Raw genomic sequence first — 18,974 nt, 5'->3', positions numbered from 1 at the left:
GCGTCGGCGCAGCCGGCGCCACCAGGAGAGCCTCAATGCAGGTTGGGCTGGGCGCCCATGCCCTTCTCGTCGATGAGGTGGCCGGTGGCGAAGCGGTCGAGGCGGTAGGCGCTGGCATCCGCGTGCGGTTCGTCGCGGGCGATCAGGTGGGCGAAGCAGAAGCCGGCGGCCGGCGTCGCCTTGAAGCCGCCGTAGCACCAGCCGGCATTGAGGTAGAGGCCGCCGATGTCGGTGCGGTCGATGATGGGCGAGCCATCCATCGACATGTCCATGATGCCGCCCCAGTGGCGCAGCAGCCGCAGCCGCCCGAGCCCCGGCCAGAGCGCCATGCCGCCTTCCATCACGTCCTCGATGGTGTGGAGGTTGCCGCGGCTCGCATAGGAATTGTAGCCGTCGATGTCGCCGCCGAAGACGAGGCCGCCCTTGTCCGACTGGCTGACGTAGAAATGGCCGGCCCCAAAAGTCATGACGCAGTCGATCAGGGGCTTCACGCCCTCGCTGACGAAGGCCTGCAAGACGTGGCTCTCGATCGGCAGGCGCATGTCGACCATGCCGGCGAGCAGCGACGACGAGCCGGCCACCGACAGCGCCACCTTCCCCGCGCGGATGAAGCCGCGGCTGGTCTCGACCCCGGTGACGCGCCCGTTCTCGCGGCGGATGCCGGTGACGGCGCAGTTCTGGACGATGTCGACGCCGCGGTCACTCGCCGCGCGGGCATAGCCCCAGGCCACCGCGTCGTGGCGCACGGTGCCGCCGCGGTGCTGGATGAGGCCGCCCTTCACGGGGAAGCGCGCATTGTCGAAGTCGATGAACGGGACCATCGCCCGCACGCCCTCGCGGTCGAGCAGTTCGGCATCGATGCCGGCGAGCCGCATGGCGTTGCCGCGCCGCGCATAGGCGTCGCGCTGGGCGTCGGAATGGTACAGGTTCAGCACGCCGCGCTGACTGACCATGGCGTTGTAGTTGATGTCCTGCTCCAGCCCCTCCCAGAGCTTCATCGACCGCTCGTAGAACGGGATGTTGCCGGGCAGGCCGTAGTTGGAGCGCACGATGGTGGTGTTGCGCCCGACATTGCCGGAGCCGACGTGGCTCTTCTCCAGCACGGCGACGCGGGTGATCCCGTGTTCCTTGGCGAGGTAGTAGGCGGTGGCGAGCCCGTGCCCGCCGCCGCCGACGATCACCACGTCGTAGGCCTCCTGCGGGGCCGCGTCGCGCCATTGCGGCGTCCAATCGCGCTGGCCGCGCAAGGCCTGTCCGAGCACGCTGAAGAGGGAGTAGCGCATGCGGGAATCCGCTCATCGCCGGAGGATGTTCCGTATGTCCCAGGGTTAACCGAGATCGCGGGCACGCGGACTTGCGTTTTGCGACATGATTCCGGCAAATCGCGCAGAAATGCGAACCGAGCCCGAAGCCCGCGCCCGGCCGGGGCCGAAGCCGCCGCGGGTGGAACACCCCGCGACCCTGACGGTCGGCTTCGTGCTGGTGCCGGACTTTCCGCTGATGGCCTACACGGCGGCGGTCGAGCCGCTGCGGGCGGCCAACACCCTGTCGGGCTGCGAACTGTATCGCTGGTGGCACGCCGCGCCCGGCGGCGGCGTGGTGCAGGCCTCGAACGGGCTCGGCATCCTCACCGACGTCGCGGTCGGCTCAAGCGACATCGCCGCCGACCGCGTCTTCGTCTGCGCCGGCGGCAATCCGGCCGAGTTCGACGATCCCGCCCTCTTCGCGTGGCTGCGCGGGCTCGCCCGGCGCGGGGTGACGCTGGGGGGCATTTCCGGCGGCCCCTATCTGCTGGCCCGCGCCGGCCTGCTCTCGGGCCGGCGCTGCACGCTGCACTGGGAGCACGTGCCGGCCTTCGAGGAGCGCTATCCCGACATCGAGGTGGTCCGCTCGCTGTTCGAGATCCAGGGCGAGCGGATCACCTGCTCCGGCGGCATCGCCGCCCTCGACCTGATGCTCGACCTGATCGGCCGCGACCACGGCGCCGGGCTCGCGGCGGGGGTCAGCGACTGGTTCCTGCACAATCAGATCCGCGAGGGGTTGAGCCCGCAGCGGATGGACCTGCGCCAGCGCTTCGGCGTGCGCGACCCGCGCCTGCTGCGGGTGCTCGCGGCGATGGAGGCCAACCTCGAAGCGCCGCTCGCCCGCGAGGTCCTGGCCGGTCTCGCGCGCGTCTCGGTGCGGCAGCTGGAGCGGCTGTTTCGCGAAGGGCTCGGGCAGGGTCTCCACCGCCACTACCTCGACCTGCGCCTGGACCGGGCGCACCAGCTCGGCCGCGAGAGCGCGCTGAGCCGCGCCGAAATCGCCGCGGCGACGGGTTTCGCGAGCGCGGACGAGCTATCGCGGGCCGAGCGTCGGCGCCGGCGGCAGGGAGCGGAAATCTGAGAGGCCCGCCGGCCGATACCGTCCCTCCGTCATCGCGAGCGGCCGCGAAGCGATCCAGCGCCGCTCCCTCTCCGGATCGGGCGGCACACCGGATCGCCTCGAATCGCCTCGCATCGACGGGAAAGCGTTTCATGAGAGGAAATTTTCGTGCTTGAAAGTTGACGTAGCCGGCACACCGTGCGATCCCTTTCACCAGTGAACGAACGGACGGGGCGACGCCGATGTGCGGTATTGTCGGACTATTCCTCAAGAATCCGAAGCTTGAACCGCAGCTCGGCGCGATGCTGTCCAAGATGCTCGAGACGATGACCGATCGCGGCCCCGACAGCGCCGGCTTCGCGGTCTACGGCTCGGATGGCGTCTCGGATGCGGGCAGCGTCAAGCTGACCCTGCGCGGCCCCGGCCCGGAGGCGCTGCGCGGCGCGGTCACGGGGCTGGAGCAGGCACTGTCCCTCTCCGCCGAGGCGACCGAGCGCGACACCCACACCGTCCTCGCCGTCCCCGCCGAGCGCGAGGACGAGATCCGGGCCTGGCTCAAGGCCAACGCCCCCGGCATCGACGTGGTGAGCGCGGGCCGGCGCATGGAGATCTACAAGGAGGTCGGGCTGCCGGCCGCCGTGGCCGAGCGCTTCGCCCTGGAGAACATGTCCGGCACCCACGGCATCGGCCACACCCGCATGGCGACCGAGAGCGCGGTGACGACCAACGGCGCCCACCCGTTCTCCACCGGCACCGACGAGTGCCTCGTCCATAACGGCTCGCTGTCGAACCACAACGACCTGCGCCGCCGCCTCCGCCATGAGGGCCTGAGCTTCGCCACGCAGAACGACACCGAGGTCGCCGCCGGCTATCTCAGCTGGCGCATGCGCGAGGGCGCCTCGCTCAAGGAAGCGCTCGAATCGAGCCTGACCGATCTCGATGGCTTCTTCACCTTCGTGGTCGGCACCGAGACGGGCTTCGCCGTGGTGCGCGACCCCATCGCCTGCAAGCCCGCCGTGATGGCCGAGACCGACGACTATGTCGCCTTCGGCTCCGAGTACCGGGCGCTGGTCGGCCTGCCCGGCATCGATAAGGCCCGGGTGTTCGAGCCCGAGCCGGCCAAGGTCTACGCGTGGGAACGCGAATCCGGGGAGCGCCACTGATGCCGAGCTTCGACCTGCGGACCGCGCCGCTGCGCGAGCTGAACCGAACCCTGCACGCCCTGCGGCCCGACACCAACGAGACCCACTGGACCGTCACCGGTCCGGATGGACGCCACGCCATCGCCGCCGGGCTCGACGCGCCGATCAGCGTCGAGATCGAGGGCAATGTCGGCTATTACTGCGCCGGCATGAACAAGCTCGCCACCGTTCTCGTCAACGGCAATGCGGGCGTCGGTGTCGCCGAGAACATGATCTCCGGCCTCGTCCACGTGCGCGGCGATGCCAGCCAGTCGGCCGGCGCGACGGCGCATGGCGGCATGCTCATCATCGACGGCAATGCAGGCGCCCGCTGCGGCATCTCGATGAAGGGCGTCGACATCGTCGTGAAGGGCTCGATCGGCCACATGTCGGCCTTCATGGCCCAGGCCGGGACGCTGACCGTGCTGGGTGACGCCGGCGAGGCGCTGGGCGACTCGCTCTACGAGGCGAAGCTCTACGTACGCGGCTCGGTCAAGAGCCTGGGCGCCGACTGCATCGAGAAGCCCATGCGCGACGAGCACCTGCGGGAACTCGCCGACAAGCTCGCCGCCGCCGGGCTGGCCGGGGAAGTGAGCCCGAGCGAGTTCCGCCGCTACGGCTCGGCCCGCACCCTCTACCACTTCCACGTCGACAACGCCGGAGCCTACTGATGACCGATCATCGCCAGCCTCCGCGCACCAAGCCGCGCCTGTCGGCGACCTTCACCCCCGACGTGATGTCCGAGATCCGCCGCGCGGCGGCGACCGGCATCTACGACATCCGCGGCGCCGGGGCGAAGCGGGCGCTGCCCCATTTCGACGACCTGCTGTTCCTCGGCGCCTCGATCAGCCGTTACCCGCTCGAGGGCTACCGCGAGCGCTGCGGCACCGAGGTGGTGCTGGGCGCGCGCTTCGCCTCCAAGCCCATCCACCTGAAGACGCCGGTCACCATCGCCGGCATGAGCTTCGGCTCGCTCTCGGCCAACGCCAAGGAGGCGCTCGGGCGCGGCGCCACCATCGCCGGCACCTCGACCACCACCGGCGACGGCGGCATGACGCCGGAGGAGCGCGGACATTCCAAGACCCTGGTCTACCAGTACCTGCCGTCGCGCTACGGCATGAACCCGGACGACCTGCGCAAGGCCGACGCCATCGAGGTCGTGATCGGCCAGGGCGCCAAGCCCGGCGGCGGCGGCATGCTGCTCGGCCAGAAGATCACCGAGCGCGTCGCCGGCATGCGCTGCCTGCCGCCGGGCGTCGACCAGCGCTCCGCCTGCCGCCATCCGGACTGGACCGGGCCGGACGACCTCGCGATCAAGATCGAGGAACTGCGCGAGATCACCGACTGGGAGAAGCCGATCTACGTCAAGGTCGGCGCGAGCCGCCCCTATTACGATACGGCGCTGGCGGCCAAGTCCGGCGCCGACGTGGTGGTGCTCGACGGCATGCAGGGCGGCACCGCCGCGACGCAGGACGTGTTCATCGAGCATGTCGGCATTCCGACGCTCGCCGCGATCCGCCCCGCCGTGCAGGCGCTGCAGGATCTCGGCCTGCATCGCAAGGTGCAGCTCGTTGTCTCCGGCGGCATCCGCTCCGGCGCGGATGTGGCGAAGGTGCTGGCGCTCGGCGCCGATGCGGTCGCCATCGGCACCGCCGCCCTGATCGCGCTGGGCGACAACGATCCCCGCTGGCAGGCGGAGTACGAGGCGCTCGGCACCACGGCCGGCGCCTACGACGACTGGCACGAGGGGCGCGACCCCGCCGGCATCACCACGCAGGATCCGGAACTCGCCAAGCGCCTCGATCCGGAACTCGCCGGCCGCCGGCTCGCCAACTACCTCGCGGTGATGACGCTGGAGGCCCAGACCATCGCCCGCGCCTGCGGCAAGAGCCACCTGCACAACCTCGAACCCGAGGATCTGGTGGCGCTCACCATCGAGGCCGCGGCGATGGCGCAGGTGCCGCTCGCCGGCACCGGCTGGATTCCCGGCAAGACCGGCATGTGATCTGCGAGGGCCGCTCCCGAGGCTTCGAGGGCGGCCCTCTTTCTTTTGTGGCGATGGGGCCGAACCACCAAGCCGGGAGGATTCTTGCAATGACGCACGAACTCGAAGCCGCCGCCCGGGAACGCGGCATCAAGTACTTCCTCGTTTCCTATACCGATCTGTTCGGCACCCAGCGCGCCAAGCTGGTGCCGGCCGCCGCGATCGCCAGCACCTGCCGCAACGGCGCGGGGTTTGCCGGCTTCGCCACCTGGCTCGACATGAGCCCGGCCGATGCCGACCTGCTGGCCATGCCCGACCCCGAGGGGCTGATCCAGCTGCCGTGGAAGCCGGAAGTCGGCTGGCTGCCCGCCGACCTCGTGATGGACGGCAAGGCGGTGGAGCAGGGCCCGCGCAACATCCTCAAGCGCCTGATCAAGGAAGCGGCCCGCGAGGGGCTGCAGATGAAGAGCGGCGTCGAGTGCGAGTTCTTCCTGATCACGCCCTGTGGCTCGGAGCCCGCCGACACCGCCGACAAGCAGACCAAGCCCTGCTACGACCAGTCGGCCCTGATGCGCCGCTACGAGGTGATCACCGAGATCTGCGACGCGATGCTGAGCCTCGGCTGGAAGCCCTACCAGAACGACCACGAGGATGCGAACGGCCAGTTCGAGATGAACTGGGACTACGACGACGCGCTGATCACCGCCGACCGGCACGCCTTCTTCAAGTACATGACCCGCTCGATCGCCGAGAAGCACGGCTTCCGCGCGACCTTCATGCCCAAACCCTTCATGGACCTGACGGGCTCCGGCTGCCACGCCCACGTCTCGCTCTGGCGCGACGGCCAGAACGTCTTCTCCGACCGCTCGGACGAGATCGGCCTGTCGCAGCTCGGCTACCACTTCATCGGCGGCCTGATCCACTCCGCCGACGCGCTGGCCGCGCTCACCAATCCCTGCGTGAATTCCTACAAGCGCATCAACGCGCCCCGCACGACCTCCGGCGCGACCTGGGCGCCCAACACCGTGACCTACACGGGCAACAACCGCACCCACATGATCCGCATTCCCGATGGCGGGCGCTTCGAGTTCCGCCTCGCGGACGGGGCGGCCAACCCCTACCTGCTCCAGGCCGGCATCCTCGCCGCCGGCCTCGACGGCATCCGTCAGCAGCGCGATCCGGGCCAGCGCCTCGACATCAACATGTACACCGACGGGCACACGGTCGAGGGCGTGAAGCGCCTGCCGCTCAACCTGCTCGACGCGCTGCGCGCCCTCGAGGCGAGCCCGGTCCTCAACGAGGCGCTCGGCGCCTTCGTGCCGAGCTACCTCAAGCTCAAGCGCCAGGAATGGGACGATTACTGCCGCCATCTGACGCAATGGGAGCGCGACACCACGCTCGATTGCTGAGCCGCCCCGGCGCCGATCCGTGAGGCCGGTTGCCCGTCCTCGCCCCAAGAGCTTATCGGTTTTTCGGCCGTCCCCGACGGAGCGCGAGGAGCTGATATGCCGATGATGGGGCTGGGACGCGTCCTCCTGGCCGTCTTCGCCCTGATCCTGGCGATCCCGGCCGGCGCCCTGGCGCTCACGGCCGGGGTGCTGCTCGATCCGACCTTCCGCGAGACACTGGGCGAGCTCGGCCTCGTCGGTCTCTTCGCCGGCCTGTCGGATCTCGCGCAGGGCGTTCCGCCGGATGTCGCCGTGATGGCCGTCATCCTCTTCGCCCAGGCGCTCGGCCTGCTGCTGATCCTGCCACCGACGCTGGTCGCGCTTCTCGGCGAGACGCTCGGGCTGCGCTCCCCGTTCTGGTACGGCGGCGCGACGGGAGCGCTCACGGCGCTCCTGCCCTGGCTCGCCCGCGGCGGCCCGCCTCCCGCCGCCGGCTCGGCGGCGGCGGGCGCGGAAGCACGGCTCGCCGCGATCCTGCTGATGGCCGGCAGCGTGTCCGGGCTGGTCTACTGGCTGATCGCCGGCCGCAGCGTCGGCGCACGGACGTCGCGACGGGGCGCGGACGCATTTTAGGGGTGGACAGGCGCCCGCCATCGCTTATGAAAATGAGGTGCTTCCCAGGCCTTGCCGCCCGGAAGCACCCTCCGGCTCAAGGCAGCCACAGCGCTCCATGAGCGGCCGGATGCGGGCGTAGTTCAGTGGTAGAACGTCAGCTTCCCAAGCTGAATGTCGTCGGTTCGATCCCGATCGCCCGCTCCACCTAAATCGCTGAAGCGTTGACTTATCCAACGATCTGCCGCCGACCTCGCGTTCCGGCAGGCCTGCAGACCCGATTCCTCACGCCTCGATGGGCGATGCGCGGCCTCGCCGCGCGTGGCGCGCCGTCGTCGAAGCGTGTGTGCGGGCCGCCGCAACCTTGACATCGTCGAGGCGGTGGCCGGCACCATCCGTGTCATGCGCCCGTCGTCGCCCAGGTGAAACACGATCCGGCCTGCGGGCGCCCGCAGCCTTCACACCGACCTTTTGGCGCAGCCGAAGCGGATCACCGCCGAGAGCGGCAGCCGGTGCCCCGGGTAGAAGAACCGATGCTCGCACCGGATCGGCATGGCAGGGTATCTTAGGCTAATGGCTACGCTTCCGCGGAGGTGTCGAATGGAACATTGTCATGCGGGGGCAGTCTACTCTGGCGAACGATCAGTCCTGACGTACAAGACCGCTTCATGATCTGGGTTGCCGACCACAGGGGAAATCTTGCCTATATCTGCCAGGAGTGGCACCCACTCACGGGGCAGGAGGCAACGGCAGCACTCGGGATGGGCTGGGTCGATGCTCTCCATCCGGATGACAGAGCCCCCGTCGTTGCAGGCTTCGCCGAAGCCTGTCGGCGCCAAGTCGAGTTCATGCTGCGCTTCCGCCTGCGGCGCGCAGACGGCGGCAGCATCTGGGTGCTCGGCGCCGCCTCGCCCTCGTTCACGCCGCTAACCCACGACTTCGTTGGTTTCCTCGGGATCGTCAGCCGGTACGAGGACAACGTGCAGGGTCTGACCGCCAAGATCGAGATCGGCACGTTCAAGCCCGGTCGAGCCACGGGCGAGTTCGCTGCTCTCTCCAAGCTCGATATCGCTGCCGATCACCTGATCGCGGCGCGAGCGTTGACCGTGGAGTATGGCGGTGAGGTCGCGGGGGCGATCGACCACGCGCTCTACGCACTCAACCTGGCGCTCAGGCGCGAGCAGCTGGGAACGGGATCACCGAGCAAGGCCCATTGACCGACATGGCCTCGGACTCCTGACACCACGCCGCATAGGCACGCTCACGCACCTCGAAGGCCGTGCGAAGAAGCGTGTCCGGTTCACCGCGAGCCTCAGGCAGCAAGATGAGTCCGAGGTCGTTCGGCTCGCGATTGAGAACCTTTGCAGCTTCGCACCGCCACGTGGCATCGGCTGCGACGAAGAGGAGTTCGGACCCGGACATGTACATTTGGCTCAACAAACCTTGTATAGGGTAGTGGCACTTGCCACCTGCGCTTTACGATTGTGCGCAACGTCTGGGGACTTCAGCACATCCCGTGACAGCCGCATCTTGTCGAGTGCTTGGCGGCACATCACTCTGCATTCACAAAATTTTGTCTTCTAGATTTCCACTCTGATGAGTGATGAAGCATCATGACAAGCTGCGGCCTGGCCCAGCCGAGCGGTGCGTTCGTGATGGTTGGCACGCCGAGATTCCGCCGTTAACCGTCTTGTTTCAAAAAAAGTTTTGTTAGCCTCAAGCAGCCGATTAGATCTTCCGGCGCAAAACTTTTTTCCTTCAGCCCTGCGAAAATATCTCCTGATCGCATGGCGCAATGACTTTCTTCGATGTTCTTTCCTAGTTATTCGGGAGATCGAACCAGCGATCGTATCGTGATTGTCTCAGCCAACGATGCGTGCGCTGACAGCTGCGGAGACACGGCACTCCCCACCGCAGTGCGTGCAAAAGTTGCCATGCTTGGCTTATGGGAGAGCGCGGAGCAGACGGTCAGGAGTGCGCGACGGACATATGCCCAATGCACAGATGTTACGTGACATGGCCCTCTTCGTCGAAGTGGCCAAACAGAAAAGCTTCAGCAAAGCCGCAACTGCTTTGGGGATGCCGATCTCGTCGCTCTCACGGCGGATTTCTCACTTCGAACAGGTGGTGGGCCTGCGGCTGCTCGACCGTACCACTCGGCGGCTTGTCCTGACCCCCTACGGTGAAGCCTACCTTGCTCAGGCAGGCCGCCTCGTCGATGAAGCGCAGCAGGCCCTCGACAATCTCGTGGCCGCGGCCAAGGGGCCGAGCGGCTTGCTCAAGATCGCCGCGCCGCCAGACTTCTGGGTGCTGCATCACCTCTCGCGGATCATCACGGAATTCTCCGCTGCGTACGAGCACATCCGCGTGCATGTCGATCTGAAGCCCAGCGCCATCGATCTCGTGGGCGACAACTACGATCTGGCCGTGACCATCGAGGAGCCGCGCGAGACCTCGCTGATCATGCGCAAGGTCGCCGAAATCGGAAACGGCCTCTTTGCTGCGCCGGCATACCTCAACGATCGCGGCTGGCCCAAAGACCCTCACGATCTCAAAAATCACAGTGCCATCGTCTCCAGCCATGGCATGAGCACGACGTGGTCGCTCAACCGCGGTGACGAAACTGTTCCGGTCCCGGTGAACGGGCCGCTCTCCTGCAACTCACCGAACCTTGCTCGCAAGTTCGCGCTGGCAGGCCAGGGCATCATCAGCACGCACCGCCTCAGCGTCGAGCGCGATGTGGCCAATGGCCGACTGGAGCAGGTGCTGCCGGAGTGGGACCTGCCGCCGACGCCGGTCTACATCGTCACGACCTCACGCTTGCTGCCGGCGAAGACACGTAGCTTCATCGAGCTCGCCATGAAGAAGCTCCCGGTCATGCTGGCTGCGGGAACCGGTGGTGAGGCATGGAGCAAGTTGAGGACGGACCATACGGGTGTCAGGCTCATTTCACCCTGAGAGGTGAGCGAAACAATTCCGAAAGGCAGAAGGGGTTAGGCTCCCCAATTGTCTTCGATTGGCCTGCTGCCGGTTTGGTGGACACCGTCCTAAGCTAATTGGGCACGGTTTTCGAACTCGACAGGGCTGAGATGTAGAAGCGGTCTCCCGTCGCCGCCAAGCCGAAGAAGGATCCGGCGATGATGAGGCCGGAGAAGCCGATGGCGATCCGTGGCAGCACGGCGGCGCTCATCCCGGTCGCGATCAGGCCCGCACAGCTGGCGGCGATCAGCAGGCGCCCGTCCGGATCGGCTCCGACGAACAGCATGACCGGGATCGAGGCGAGCAGACCGCCATAGGCATAGGCGGCCAGGACGGCACGACGGATGAACGAGACGGCCACTTCGCGCGGCTTGGGGCGCGAACGCCAGAGCCAGCATTGCCGGAGGACAGCGACCGCCAGCGGCAGGATGGACGCCTCAAGCAGGCCCAAATCGGCGCGATTGGCAGGACTCTAAAAGAGATAGACGATGACTCGGACGACACTGAGACTGACGAGTACAGTGAAAGGAACCAGACGGAGAGCAACGTCGAACGGCTCTACACGGATGCGAGCGCTCAGGTTGGCGTCGAGAGGTTCGTTTCCACGATGAGCGCCGGCTGGGAATGAAATCAGCACCTCAGGTGACACACACACTTTATGGAGAGCTATTCGATGCAGATATCAATTTTCTAATATTTGAAAATACGCTCGGATCCGCCTCTGCATCACAGAAGGGGTCATTGGGCTTAGATTGCTGTAAACGTGACGTTTCGCATTTGATGCGATTGGATTGCTTAAATTGCAATCTTCGCGCCTCGTTTCGGACATGAATGGGCTGGTCGATCGGGGTGATCTTGCGACAGCAGCGATCCGGACGTCCGCTGGTGCGCCGCTGCGGAGGCGATTCCCGCCCGCGAGGCCGCCTCACGGCCGCGGGTCTGCATCGAGGTCTGCCGCCGGCGGGGTGGCGCCGGCCCCTGGAACGGCCGACCGGATCGACGCGATCCACCGGCAGGGGCTTGAACGGCGGGTCGACGACGACGTGCCAAACGGCACGTCGTTTCAAAGTGCCAGAACCCAATTCAGGGACACGCAACAAGTCACGGCCAGCCGCCTTTCGACGGAGACCGCGCAAGCCTTAGTGGGTTGTGCCATGAACACTCGTATCAAGACCACTCGTATCAATTCGACCATCGCCGCTGTCGTGCTGGGCATCGGTGCGATCTCTTCGCCTGCTCTTGCTCAGAACTTCTCGACGATCCGAGGGGAGAAGCCTTCGAGCTTCTTCACTGATCGCGCCGCTCCGAACGCCTACGACGACGTGACGACGGGTTCGATCGGCACGGTTCGGGGCCGCAGCATCGACCGCTCCGCCAAGGACGGCAACGCGGAACTCAACGACCGCTCCGTGCCGAACTACGGTGCGACCTCCGGCGGCCCGGCGGAATAACGGGGACATGACACGCCCGACGCGCGCGTATGCGGGTCGGGCGCTCCTCCATGGACGGTCGGCCCCAGCGCCCCCGTCTCAGGGAGATGCCGATCGCGATCCCGTCGCCTGAGCGGATGCGGCCACGAGGCAGGGACGGAGGTGACGCCGGATGTACGCGCACCTTCGCTCCGGCCGGCGTGGCCGCTCTCTGTTCGGCGCTTGCCTCGAAGGGAGCCGGCATCCGCGTCGGCGAAGACTGTTCCCGATCGGCGGCCGACCGCTGGGATCGCCTCGCATCGGTGCCGAGCGCGCGAGCGTGGAGGCCATCAAACCAGGACAGTCCCGATCGCGACAGCCCCGACGGCAGGCCGCGCCGCGCCCCCTCGATGGGAGGCCTTCGGCTCGTCGAGGGAAGCACGGGCCGTGATCGCTTCATTGGCATAACACCTGCGAGCGTGGCCGGACGTTCGGAGGATGTCTCCCATGGTGTCGATGGCGTCTTCCTCGCCGGCTTCCGCGGCCGAGATCGAGCGTCGGAATCCCCGTAAGCCCGAGGAACGGGTCCCCCGCGCGGCCCTCGGGCTTCTCGGCCTGCAGCACGTCCTCGTGATGTATGCGGGCGCCGTGGCAATCCCGCTCATCATCGGCCGGGCGCTGAAGCTGCCGCCCGAGCAGGTGGCCATGCTGGTCAGCGCCGACCTGTTCGCCTGCGGCATCGTCACGCTGATCCAGAGCTGGGGCCTACCCGGCATCGGCATCCGGATGCCGGTGATGATGGGCGTCACCTTCGCCGCCGTCGGCCCGATGCTCTCCATGGGGACGAACCCGGCGATAGGGCTGACCGGCATCTACGGCGCCGTCATCGCCTCCGGCCTGTTCGGCCTCGTCGCCGCCCCGCTGGTCGGGCGCCTCCTGCCGCTGTTCCCGCCGGTCGTGACCGGCACCATCATCCTGGTCATCGGCATCTCGCTGATGCGCGTCGGCGTGAACTGGGCGGCCGGGGGCGTCGGCAACCCGAATTACGGCGCACCGCTCTATCTCGGCATCGCGGCCTTCGTGCTCTGCGCGATCCTCGCCATCACCCGCTACGCCACGGGCTTCGTCGCCTCGGCCTCGGTGCTGATCGGGATCGCGCTCGGGATGATCCTGGCCGGCTTCGCCGGTCTGGTGGAGCTCGACCGCGTCGCCGCGGCGCCCTGGTTCGACGTGGTGCGCCCCTTCGCCTTCGGCTGGCCGAGCTTCGATCCGGTCTCGATCGTCACCCTGTGCCTCGTGATGATCGTCGTGATGATCGAGTCGACCGGCATGTTCCTGGCGCTGTCGCAGATCACCGCCGATCCGGTCGACGGGCGGCGGCTGACCCGGGGCCTGCGCGCGGACGGGCTCGGCACCGTCATCGGCGGCATCTTCAATACGTTTCCCTACACCTCGTTCTCGCAGAATATCGGGCTCGTCGGCGTCACCGGTATCCGCTCACGCTGGGTGACGGTGGCCGCGGGCTTCATCATGCTCGGCCTCGGACTGGTCCCGAAGCTCGCCGCCCTGGTCGAGGCCGTGCCGCAATGCGTGCTCGGCGGGGCCGGCCTCGTGATGTTCGGCATGGTCGGCGCCACCGGCACGCGCATCCTCGGCGGCGTCGATTTCGCGCGCAACCGCAACAACCTGTTCGTCGTCGCGGTCTCGGTCGGTTTCGGCATGATCCCGCTCGTCGCGCCGAACTTCTTCAAGCAGATGCCGCATGCACTGCATCCGCTGCTGGAATCGGGCATCCTGCTCGCCGCGATCTCGGCGGTGGGGCTGAACCTGTTCTTCAACGGATTCGGCGACAGGGCGGAATCCCGTGAGGCGGCGATCCGTCAGGCCGAGGTCGCGCAGGCCCACTGACGTCGCCCGCGGGCCCGTCGCCATCGATCACGCCCCCGGCCATCGCGTCAGGGGGCGCTCACGCCCCATCGGCCGCGTCGTCGATGACGCTGACATGGGCCGCCACCACCTTCCAGCCGTCGGGAAAGCGCAGCCAGGTCTGGCTCTGGCGCCCGACCCGGCCGGGTGCGGACCCGCGCCGGAACAGCGTCATCGCCACGGCGCAGTCGCGGCCGTAGGTGGTGATGACGGTGTCCGCGAGGTCGCGGGCGAGCCCTTGCGGGGGCCGCGCCCGGCGGAAGGCGCGGATCGCGTCCATGCCGTAGAGATTTTCCGCCGCGCCGTAGCGGATCGTGCGGGGATCGTCGTGGAACAGCCGTTCGAGCGTCGCGACGTCGTTGCTCACGAGCGCCGCCTCGTAGGCCGCGAAGACCCGCTCGACCTCGGCCTTCACCGCGGGATCGTCGATGATCACGGCGTGTCCTCCTAAGGCTTGGCCTCCGAAGGCTTGGTCTCCGGGGGCACCCCATCCAGGGCCGCGACCGGCGCCCGGACCGCGCCCGCGCGTTCGAGATGACGCGCCACCCGTAGGCAGAGCGCCTCGTTCCAGGGCGCGGCGATGATCTGCACGCCGAGGGGCAGCCCGCCGTCGAGCCAGACCGGCACCGCGACCACGGGCAGGCCGATGAAGGAGATCGGCTGTGTGAACACCCCGATATTGGGCCGCACCGGCACTTCGATGCCGCCGAGGACGAAGGTGGTCTGGCCGGAGCGCGGGGCGCGGCAGGGCGTGCTCGGCGCGAGAATCACGTCGACATCGCGGAACAGGTCCAGCACGGCGTCGCGATACCAGCGGCGGAACCGCTGCGCCCGCTCGAGGAAGGGCGCGGGCAGCATTGCCCCGGCGATCAGCCGGTCGCGCACCGCCGGATCGAAGTCGCCGGCCCGGCCGCGCAGCCGGTCGAGATGCAGCGCGGCGCCCTCGGCCGCGGTGATCAGGTAGGCCGCCGCCCGTGCGCGGGCCGCCTCCGGGATCGCGACGCCGCGGTTCGCGTCCAGCGCGCGGGCGACCTGCTCGACGGCGGCAAACGCCTCCGGGTCGCCCCCTTGCGCGAAATAGCCTCCGGCCACCGCGATGCGGAGGTCCGCGACGCCCCGGTCGAGATCCGGGGCCGCGGGCTCGGGCGGCCGGGACGCGGCGGCGGGATCCTCGGGATCGGGCCCCTGCAGGGCGTCGTAGGCCAGGGCGAGATCCCCGGTCGAGCGCGCCATCGGGCCGAGATGGTCGAGGCTGCCCACGAAGGGGAAGCTCCCGGCCCGGCTGAGCCGCCCGTAGGTGGGCTTGAGCCCGAAGCAGCCGCAGAAGGCGGAGGGCACGCGGATCGAGCCGTTGGTGTCGGAGGCCAGCGCGACCGGCACCAGGCCGGCGGCGACCGCCGCGCCCGATCCCCCCGAGGAGCCGCCGGACATGTGGTCGAGGGCGTGCGGGTTGCGTGTATTGCCGTCGTGGATGTTCTCGCCGGTGAAGTCGTAGGCGTATTCGCCCATGCCGAGGGTCCCGACCAGCACGGCGCCCGCCGCCTCCAGCCGCCGGATCAGGGCGGCGTCGCGGGGAGCCGGCGCCCGCTCGCGGTTGATCCGCGAGCCCGCCCGCGTCGGCAGACCGGCGACGTCGAAGAGGTTCTTGACCGCGAAGGGCACCCCGGCCAGGGGGCCGAGTCTGTCGCCCCTGGCCCGCGCGGCGTCGAGGGAAGCGGCGCGGGCGGTGGCGCGCTCGGACAGGCGGTCGGTGAAGCTGTTCACCGCCGGGTCGATGCGGGCGATGCGCGCGAGGGCGGCGGCGACCACGTCGCGGGCGCCGACCATCCCCGCCGACACCGCACGGGCGATGTCGCAGGCCGGGGCGAGGCTCCAATCCGTCGTCGCGCTCACGCCGTGTAGACCGGGGCCGCCTCGGCGGTGTCGGGCAACGGAAACAGGGCGACGAGCGCCGCGGCGGCGTGCAGCACCCGCAGGTTGGCGACGACCGCTTCGTGCCAGGCCGGATCGAGGGCGAGGCCCAGCACGGGCGCGGCGGCGGCGGCGTAGGCGTCGAGATCGGGCGGCGGCGGGGCCGCGGCGTGATCGGACATCGGTTTCCTCGAGGATCGGGCGCTTCGCGGCCGGTCCGGTGCAATGGCCGCGCCACGGCCACCGCGCCCGCATCGCAGATCGTGGCACGCTGCCCCCGATGTCCGCCGGTCCGCCGGTCCGCCGGGGTCGAGCCGCGGCCGGTCATCCGGGCGCCGGCTCATGCGCGAGCATGCCGGCCCGACCTGACGCAGAGGTCGGTGACCGATCTCGCCGGCATGCTGCAGCGTGGCGAGACCACATCACGCGAGATCGTGCTGCCGTACATGTCCAAGATCCGGAAGCCCGATCACGCGGGCTCGGCCCTGTGTTCGATGCAGCAGATCAATCCCGATTTCCCGGCGATCGCCGGGCGGATGGATGCCCAGAGGGTGCAGGCCCGGGCGAGCGGCCAGGCGCTTCCGACGCTGTTCGGCATCCCGATCCTGGTGAAGGACAACGTCGGCACCGGCGACGGCTTGCGCACCCTGGCTTCGTCGGCGACGCTGATCGGCTCGCTGGTCGGCGACAGCGCCGCGGCGCCCCTCGGCAATGGCCGCCTCACCGTCAACGCCGACGACAGCTCCACCACCTATGCCGGCCGCATCGTCGATGGCGCCACGCCCACCGGTTGGAGACGGGGCGAGCTTCATCGGGACCGGCCTGCCGATCGACCGGCACGCCCTGGTGGCCGAGGCCGGCCTGTCGGCGGAGGTGGCGCCGAACACGACCCTGGGCGTGTCCTATACCGGGCAGGTCGGCCCCCGCGCCCAGGATCACGCCGCCAGGGGCAGCCTCACCCTGCGCTTCTGACGACGGGCCTGCAGGCCGCCGACGTGCGCCTCACCCCCGGCCGAGGGCGGCGATCACCGCGGCGGATCGCGAGACCCAGCCGAAGATGCCGCCCTGGGCCTTGATCATGGCAAGGCCCGCCTCGTGGAAGGCCGGGATGTACGAGCCGCAGGCATCGGCGACGACGACGCAGCGGTAGCCGCGGTCGTTGGCCTCGCGCACGGTGGTGTGCACGCAGACTTCCGTCGTCACGCCGCAGACGATCAAGGTCTCGATGCCGCGCGCCTCCAGCAAGGCCGCGAGTCCGGTCGCGTAGAAGGCGCCCTTGCCCGGCTTGTCGATCACCGGCTCGCCGTCGAGGGGGGCCAGTTCGGGGACGATGTCGTGGCCGGGCTCGCCGCGGATCAGGATGCGGCCCATGGGGCCCGGCTCGCCGATGCGCGCCGTCGGCGCGCCGCGCTCCAGCTTGGCCGGCGGCGCATCCGAGAGATCGGGCGCGTGCCCCTCGCGGGTGTGGACGACGAGGAGGCCGGCCCCGCGCGCCGCGGCCAGCAGGGCACGGGTGGGGGGCACCGCGGCGGCGAGCAGCGAGACGTCGTTGCCGAGACTCTCGCCGAAGCCGCCGGGTTCGAGGAAGTCGCGCTGCATGTCGATGACGACGAGGGCCGTCCCGGCCGGATCGAACGGCAGAGGCGAGGGTTCGGCCTCAAGAAGGGGGCGCGGGTCGGGCATGGGCTACCTCGGAGCGGTCGCCGCGGGGCTGTGGCCCTGAGATCGTCCGGGCCGATGCGGTGACGGGTGACGATGATGCCGGTGCGCCTTCGAAAAATCGTGCCCGATCACGGTCGGCGATGCACGAAGTGTCGCCAGGCTGGCGCCGGCCTGTGCATCGGGCGGCGGCTCCGCCCCCGCTCCGCCCCGACACGGGCGGCCGTGCTCGCAAACTTCTCCCGCTGCGAGCCCCCATCGGCACCATGGCCATTCCCTGCGCAGGATGACCAGGCGGCGGGCGGATCCGAAAGATTTTCATGAATCACACCGCGGCGGCCGGGGTACGTCCTGCAGATACGACCGATCTCGACGCCGGCCCGACCCGGCCTTTCACTGACGTTCGCGACCGGGACCGGCCGGAAAGTGTTGCGGATTTACGACTTGTGCTGCCGCGCGGGCGTCCGGCACCAGAGCCTGCTTGATCTTGGCACCCCCGTTGCTGCCGCCCGACCACACGGAAGGTCGAGGAGAACGAAGAATGTCGGTCCGGGGGCTCGCGGCGGTTGCGCTGTCACTATTCACGGCCGGTTCGGCGATCGCGGCGGATCTCAAGGATAAGAGGGTCCCCGAGGAGGTGGCCCCGAAGGAAGTGCCGTTCTTCCTCTTCGCGGACACGCAGATCAGCTACCGCTACCAGTTTCCGACCGTCACCCCCGGCATCCAGATCCAGCGGCCCGACGGCAGCTTCCGCTCGCGCGAGGCGCCCAAGCACATCCTCAACATCTCGCACGCGGATGCCTGGGCCTACGGCACGAACTTCTTCTCGCTCGACATCCTGAAGTCCGGGTCGCAATTCCCGGCCGGCACGACCAACACGCCCGGCGGCGTGCCGGTGAGCTACGATTACGGCAACACCGAAGCCTACGGCCTCTACCGCGGCACGCTCAGCCTGAACGCGCTGACCGGCACCAAGGCCTTCGCCTTCCCGGGCATCGTCAAGGAGGTCTCGCTCTCCTTCGGCTTCGACGCCAACTCGCAGAACGACGCCTTCGGCTCGAAGAAGCGCGACATCGTCGGCGGCCTGAACTTCGCCTTCGACGTGCCGGCCGGCTTCCTGAACCTGTCGGTCCATGCCTACAAGGAATGGAACCGCAACGGCTTCAACACCCAGCCCGACCGCGACCAGAGCTTCAACACGGTCCCCGAATTCGAGATCGTCTACAGCCTGCCGCTGACCTTCACCGGTCTGCCGCTGACGCTGGCCGGCTTCAACAACATCGTCCTGCCCAAGGGCCGCGGCATCAGCGACAACCCGGCCGCCTACGCGTTCAACCCGCCGCGCGGGCTGGAATTCCTGTCGCGCACCAACCTCGTGCTCGATCTCGGCAAGCTGGTCTACGATCAGCCCAACAAGGTCGATGTCTTCATCGGCTTCCAGTACTGGCTGAACAAGTTCGGCAACCAGGAAACCGCGACCTTCAAGGGCACCGAGGAGAAGAGCTTCCTCGCCGGCGTGGCCTTCCACGTCTTCTGATCACCGACAGGAACGCGTAGCCGG

20 protein-coding genes and 1 tRNA gene are annotated in these 18,974 nt (G+C 68.5%); 14 read left to right on the top strand and 7 right to left on the bottom strand.

Annotation, left to right across the window (positions count from 1 at the left end; genetic code table 11):
- Positions 1-32 precede the first annotated feature (32 nt).
- Positions 33-1,283: a sarcosine oxidase subunit beta family protein gene (locus MPPM_RS08375; RefSeq protein WP_096484654.1), complete on the bottom strand. Its 1,251-nt coding sequence runs from the start codon at positions 1,281-1,283 to the stop codon at positions 33-35.
- Between the two features lie 109 nt (positions 1,284-1,392).
- Between MPPM_RS08375 and MPPM_RS08370 the strand changes: the two genes are divergently transcribed.
- The 9 genes from MPPM_RS08370 to MPPM_RS08325 all read left to right on the top strand — a co-directional run bounded on the left by MPPM_RS08370 (position 1,393) and on the right by MPPM_RS08325 (position 10,487).
- Positions 1,393-2,385 carry a GlxA family transcriptional regulator gene (locus MPPM_RS08370; protein WP_017485053.1) on the top strand — a complete coding sequence of 331 codons (993 nt, stop codon included), beginning with the start codon at positions 1,393-1,395 and terminating at the stop codon, positions 2,383-2,385.
- 221 nt (positions 2,386-2,606) lie between these two features.
- Positions 2,607-3,527, top strand: a complete 921-nt coding sequence (locus MPPM_RS08365) for a class II glutamine amidotransferase (RefSeq protein ID WP_096484653.1) — start codon at positions 2,607-2,609, stop codon at positions 3,525-3,527.
- Complete coding sequence (locus tag MPPM_RS08360; protein ID WP_096484652.1) at positions 3,527-4,216, top strand: GltB/FmdC/FwdC-like GXGXG domain-containing protein; 690 nt, start codon at positions 3,527-3,529, stop codon at positions 4,214-4,216. Before MPPM_RS08365 ends, MPPM_RS08360 begins: the two co-directional genes overlap by 1 nt.
- On the top strand, positions 4,216-5,550 hold the full coding sequence (locus MPPM_RS08355) for an FMN-binding glutamate synthase family protein (RefSeq protein ID WP_096484651.1): 1,335 nt from the start codon (positions 4,216-4,218) through the stop codon (positions 5,548-5,550). Before MPPM_RS08360 ends, MPPM_RS08355 begins: the two co-directional genes overlap by 1 nt.
- 89 nt (positions 5,551-5,639) lie before the next feature.
- The gene (gene glnT / locus MPPM_RS08350) at positions 5,640-6,938 is read left to right on the top strand and encodes a type III glutamate--ammonia ligase (protein WP_096484650.1); all 1,299 of its coding nucleotides are present in this window, start codon (positions 5,640-5,642) and stop codon (positions 6,936-6,938) included.
- A 102-nt stretch (positions 6,939-7,040) separates the two neighbouring features.
- On the top strand, positions 7,041-7,550 hold the full coding sequence (locus tag MPPM_RS08345) for a hypothetical protein (RefSeq protein WP_096487782.1): 510 nt from the start codon (positions 7,041-7,043) through the stop codon (positions 7,548-7,550).
- A gap of 111 nt (positions 7,551-7,661) precedes the next feature.
- Positions 7,662-7,736 (top strand) — tRNA-Gly (locus MPPM_RS08340).
- Positions 7,737-8,197: 461 nt separating this feature from the next.
- Complete coding sequence (locus MPPM_RS08335; protein WP_096484649.1) at positions 8,198-8,746, top strand: PAS domain-containing protein; 549 nt, start codon at positions 8,198-8,200, stop codon at positions 8,744-8,746.
- 799 nt (positions 8,747-9,545) lie between these two features.
- Entirely contained in the window at positions 9,546-10,487 is a 942-nt protein-coding gene (locus tag MPPM_RS08325; RefSeq protein ID WP_244573517.1) for a LysR family transcriptional regulator, read from the top strand.
- Positions 10,488-10,581: 94 nt separating this feature from the next.
- On the opposite strand, the gene MPPM_RS08320 is transcribed toward MPPM_RS08325, so the two are convergent.
- The gene (locus tag MPPM_RS08320; RefSeq protein ID WP_244573516.1) at positions 10,582-10,869 is read right to left on the bottom strand and encodes a hypothetical protein; all 288 of its coding nucleotides are present in this window, start codon (positions 10,867-10,869) and stop codon (positions 10,582-10,584) included.
- A 36-nt stretch (positions 10,870-10,905) separates the two neighbouring features.
- Between MPPM_RS08320 and MPPM_RS08315 the strand changes: the two genes are divergently transcribed.
- From MPPM_RS08315 to MPPM_RS08305, 3 genes are all read left to right on the top strand, one after another.
- Entirely contained in the window at positions 10,906-11,136 is a 231-nt protein-coding gene (locus tag MPPM_RS08315) for a hypothetical protein (protein ID WP_096484646.1), read from the top strand.
- Between the two features lie 337 nt (positions 11,137-11,473).
- Entirely contained in the window at positions 11,474-11,959 is a 486-nt protein-coding gene (locus MPPM_RS28860) for a hypothetical protein (protein ID WP_244573515.1), read from the top strand.
- Positions 11,960-12,424: 465 nt separating this feature from the next.
- Entirely contained in the window at positions 12,425-13,825 is a 1,401-nt protein-coding gene (locus MPPM_RS08305; protein WP_096484645.1) for a nucleobase:cation symporter-2 family protein, read from the top strand.
- Positions 13,826-13,883: 58 nt separating this feature from the next.
- Here MPPM_RS08305 and hpxZ read toward each other — a convergent pair whose 3' ends face one another.
- The 4 genes from hpxZ to MPPM_RS08285 form a co-directional block, all read right to left on the bottom strand.
- Positions 13,884-14,279: an oxalurate catabolism protein HpxZ gene (gene hpxZ / locus MPPM_RS08300; protein WP_096484644.1), complete on the bottom strand. Its 396-nt coding sequence runs from the start codon at positions 14,277-14,279 to the stop codon at positions 13,884-13,886.
- 11 nt (positions 14,280-14,290) lie between these two features.
- On the bottom strand, positions 14,291-15,736 hold the full coding sequence (locus tag MPPM_RS08295) for an AtzE family amidohydrolase (protein ID WP_096484643.1): 1,446 nt from the start codon (positions 15,734-15,736) through the stop codon (positions 14,291-14,293).
- The gene (locus MPPM_RS08290; RefSeq protein WP_017485033.1) at positions 15,733-15,936 is read right to left on the bottom strand and encodes a DUF4089 domain-containing protein; all 204 of its coding nucleotides are present in this window, start codon (positions 15,934-15,936) and stop codon (positions 15,733-15,735) included. The genes MPPM_RS08295 and MPPM_RS08290 overlap by 4 nt, the downstream gene beginning before the upstream one ends.
- Before the next feature lie 287 nt (positions 15,937-16,223).
- A complete protein-coding gene (locus MPPM_RS08285) occupies positions 16,224-16,505 on the bottom strand; it encodes a hypothetical protein (RefSeq protein WP_096484642.1) in 282 nt (93 codons plus the stop codon).
- Positions 16,506-16,525: 20 nt separating this feature from the next.
- Between MPPM_RS08285 and MPPM_RS08280 the strand changes: the two genes are divergently transcribed.
- On the top strand, positions 16,526-16,726 hold the full coding sequence (locus tag MPPM_RS08280) for an autotransporter outer membrane beta-barrel domain-containing protein (RefSeq protein WP_157914146.1): 201 nt from the start codon (positions 16,526-16,528) through the stop codon (positions 16,724-16,726).
- 30 nt (positions 16,727-16,756) lie between these two features.
- Here the strand turns inward: MPPM_RS08280 and MPPM_RS08275 are convergent, their stop codons facing one another.
- Positions 16,757-17,437: a cysteine hydrolase family protein gene (locus MPPM_RS08275; RefSeq protein WP_096484640.1), complete on the bottom strand. Its 681-nt coding sequence runs from the start codon at positions 17,435-17,437 to the stop codon at positions 16,757-16,759.
- Between the two features lie 517 nt (positions 17,438-17,954).
- Here MPPM_RS08275 and MPPM_RS08270 point away from each other — a divergent pair.
- The gene (locus MPPM_RS08270; RefSeq protein ID WP_017485029.1) at positions 17,955-18,950 is read left to right on the top strand and encodes a hypothetical protein; all 996 of its coding nucleotides are present in this window, start codon (positions 17,955-17,957) and stop codon (positions 18,948-18,950) included.
- Positions 18,951-18,974: the final 24 nt, after the last annotated feature.

This window comes from Methylorubrum populi (genome assembly GCF_002355515.1).
GTDB classification, from domain to species: domain Bacteria; phylum Pseudomonadota; class Alphaproteobacteria; order Rhizobiales; family Beijerinckiaceae; genus Methylobacterium; species Methylobacterium populi_A.
This window is presented reverse-complemented; position numbering and strand designations above follow the sequence as displayed.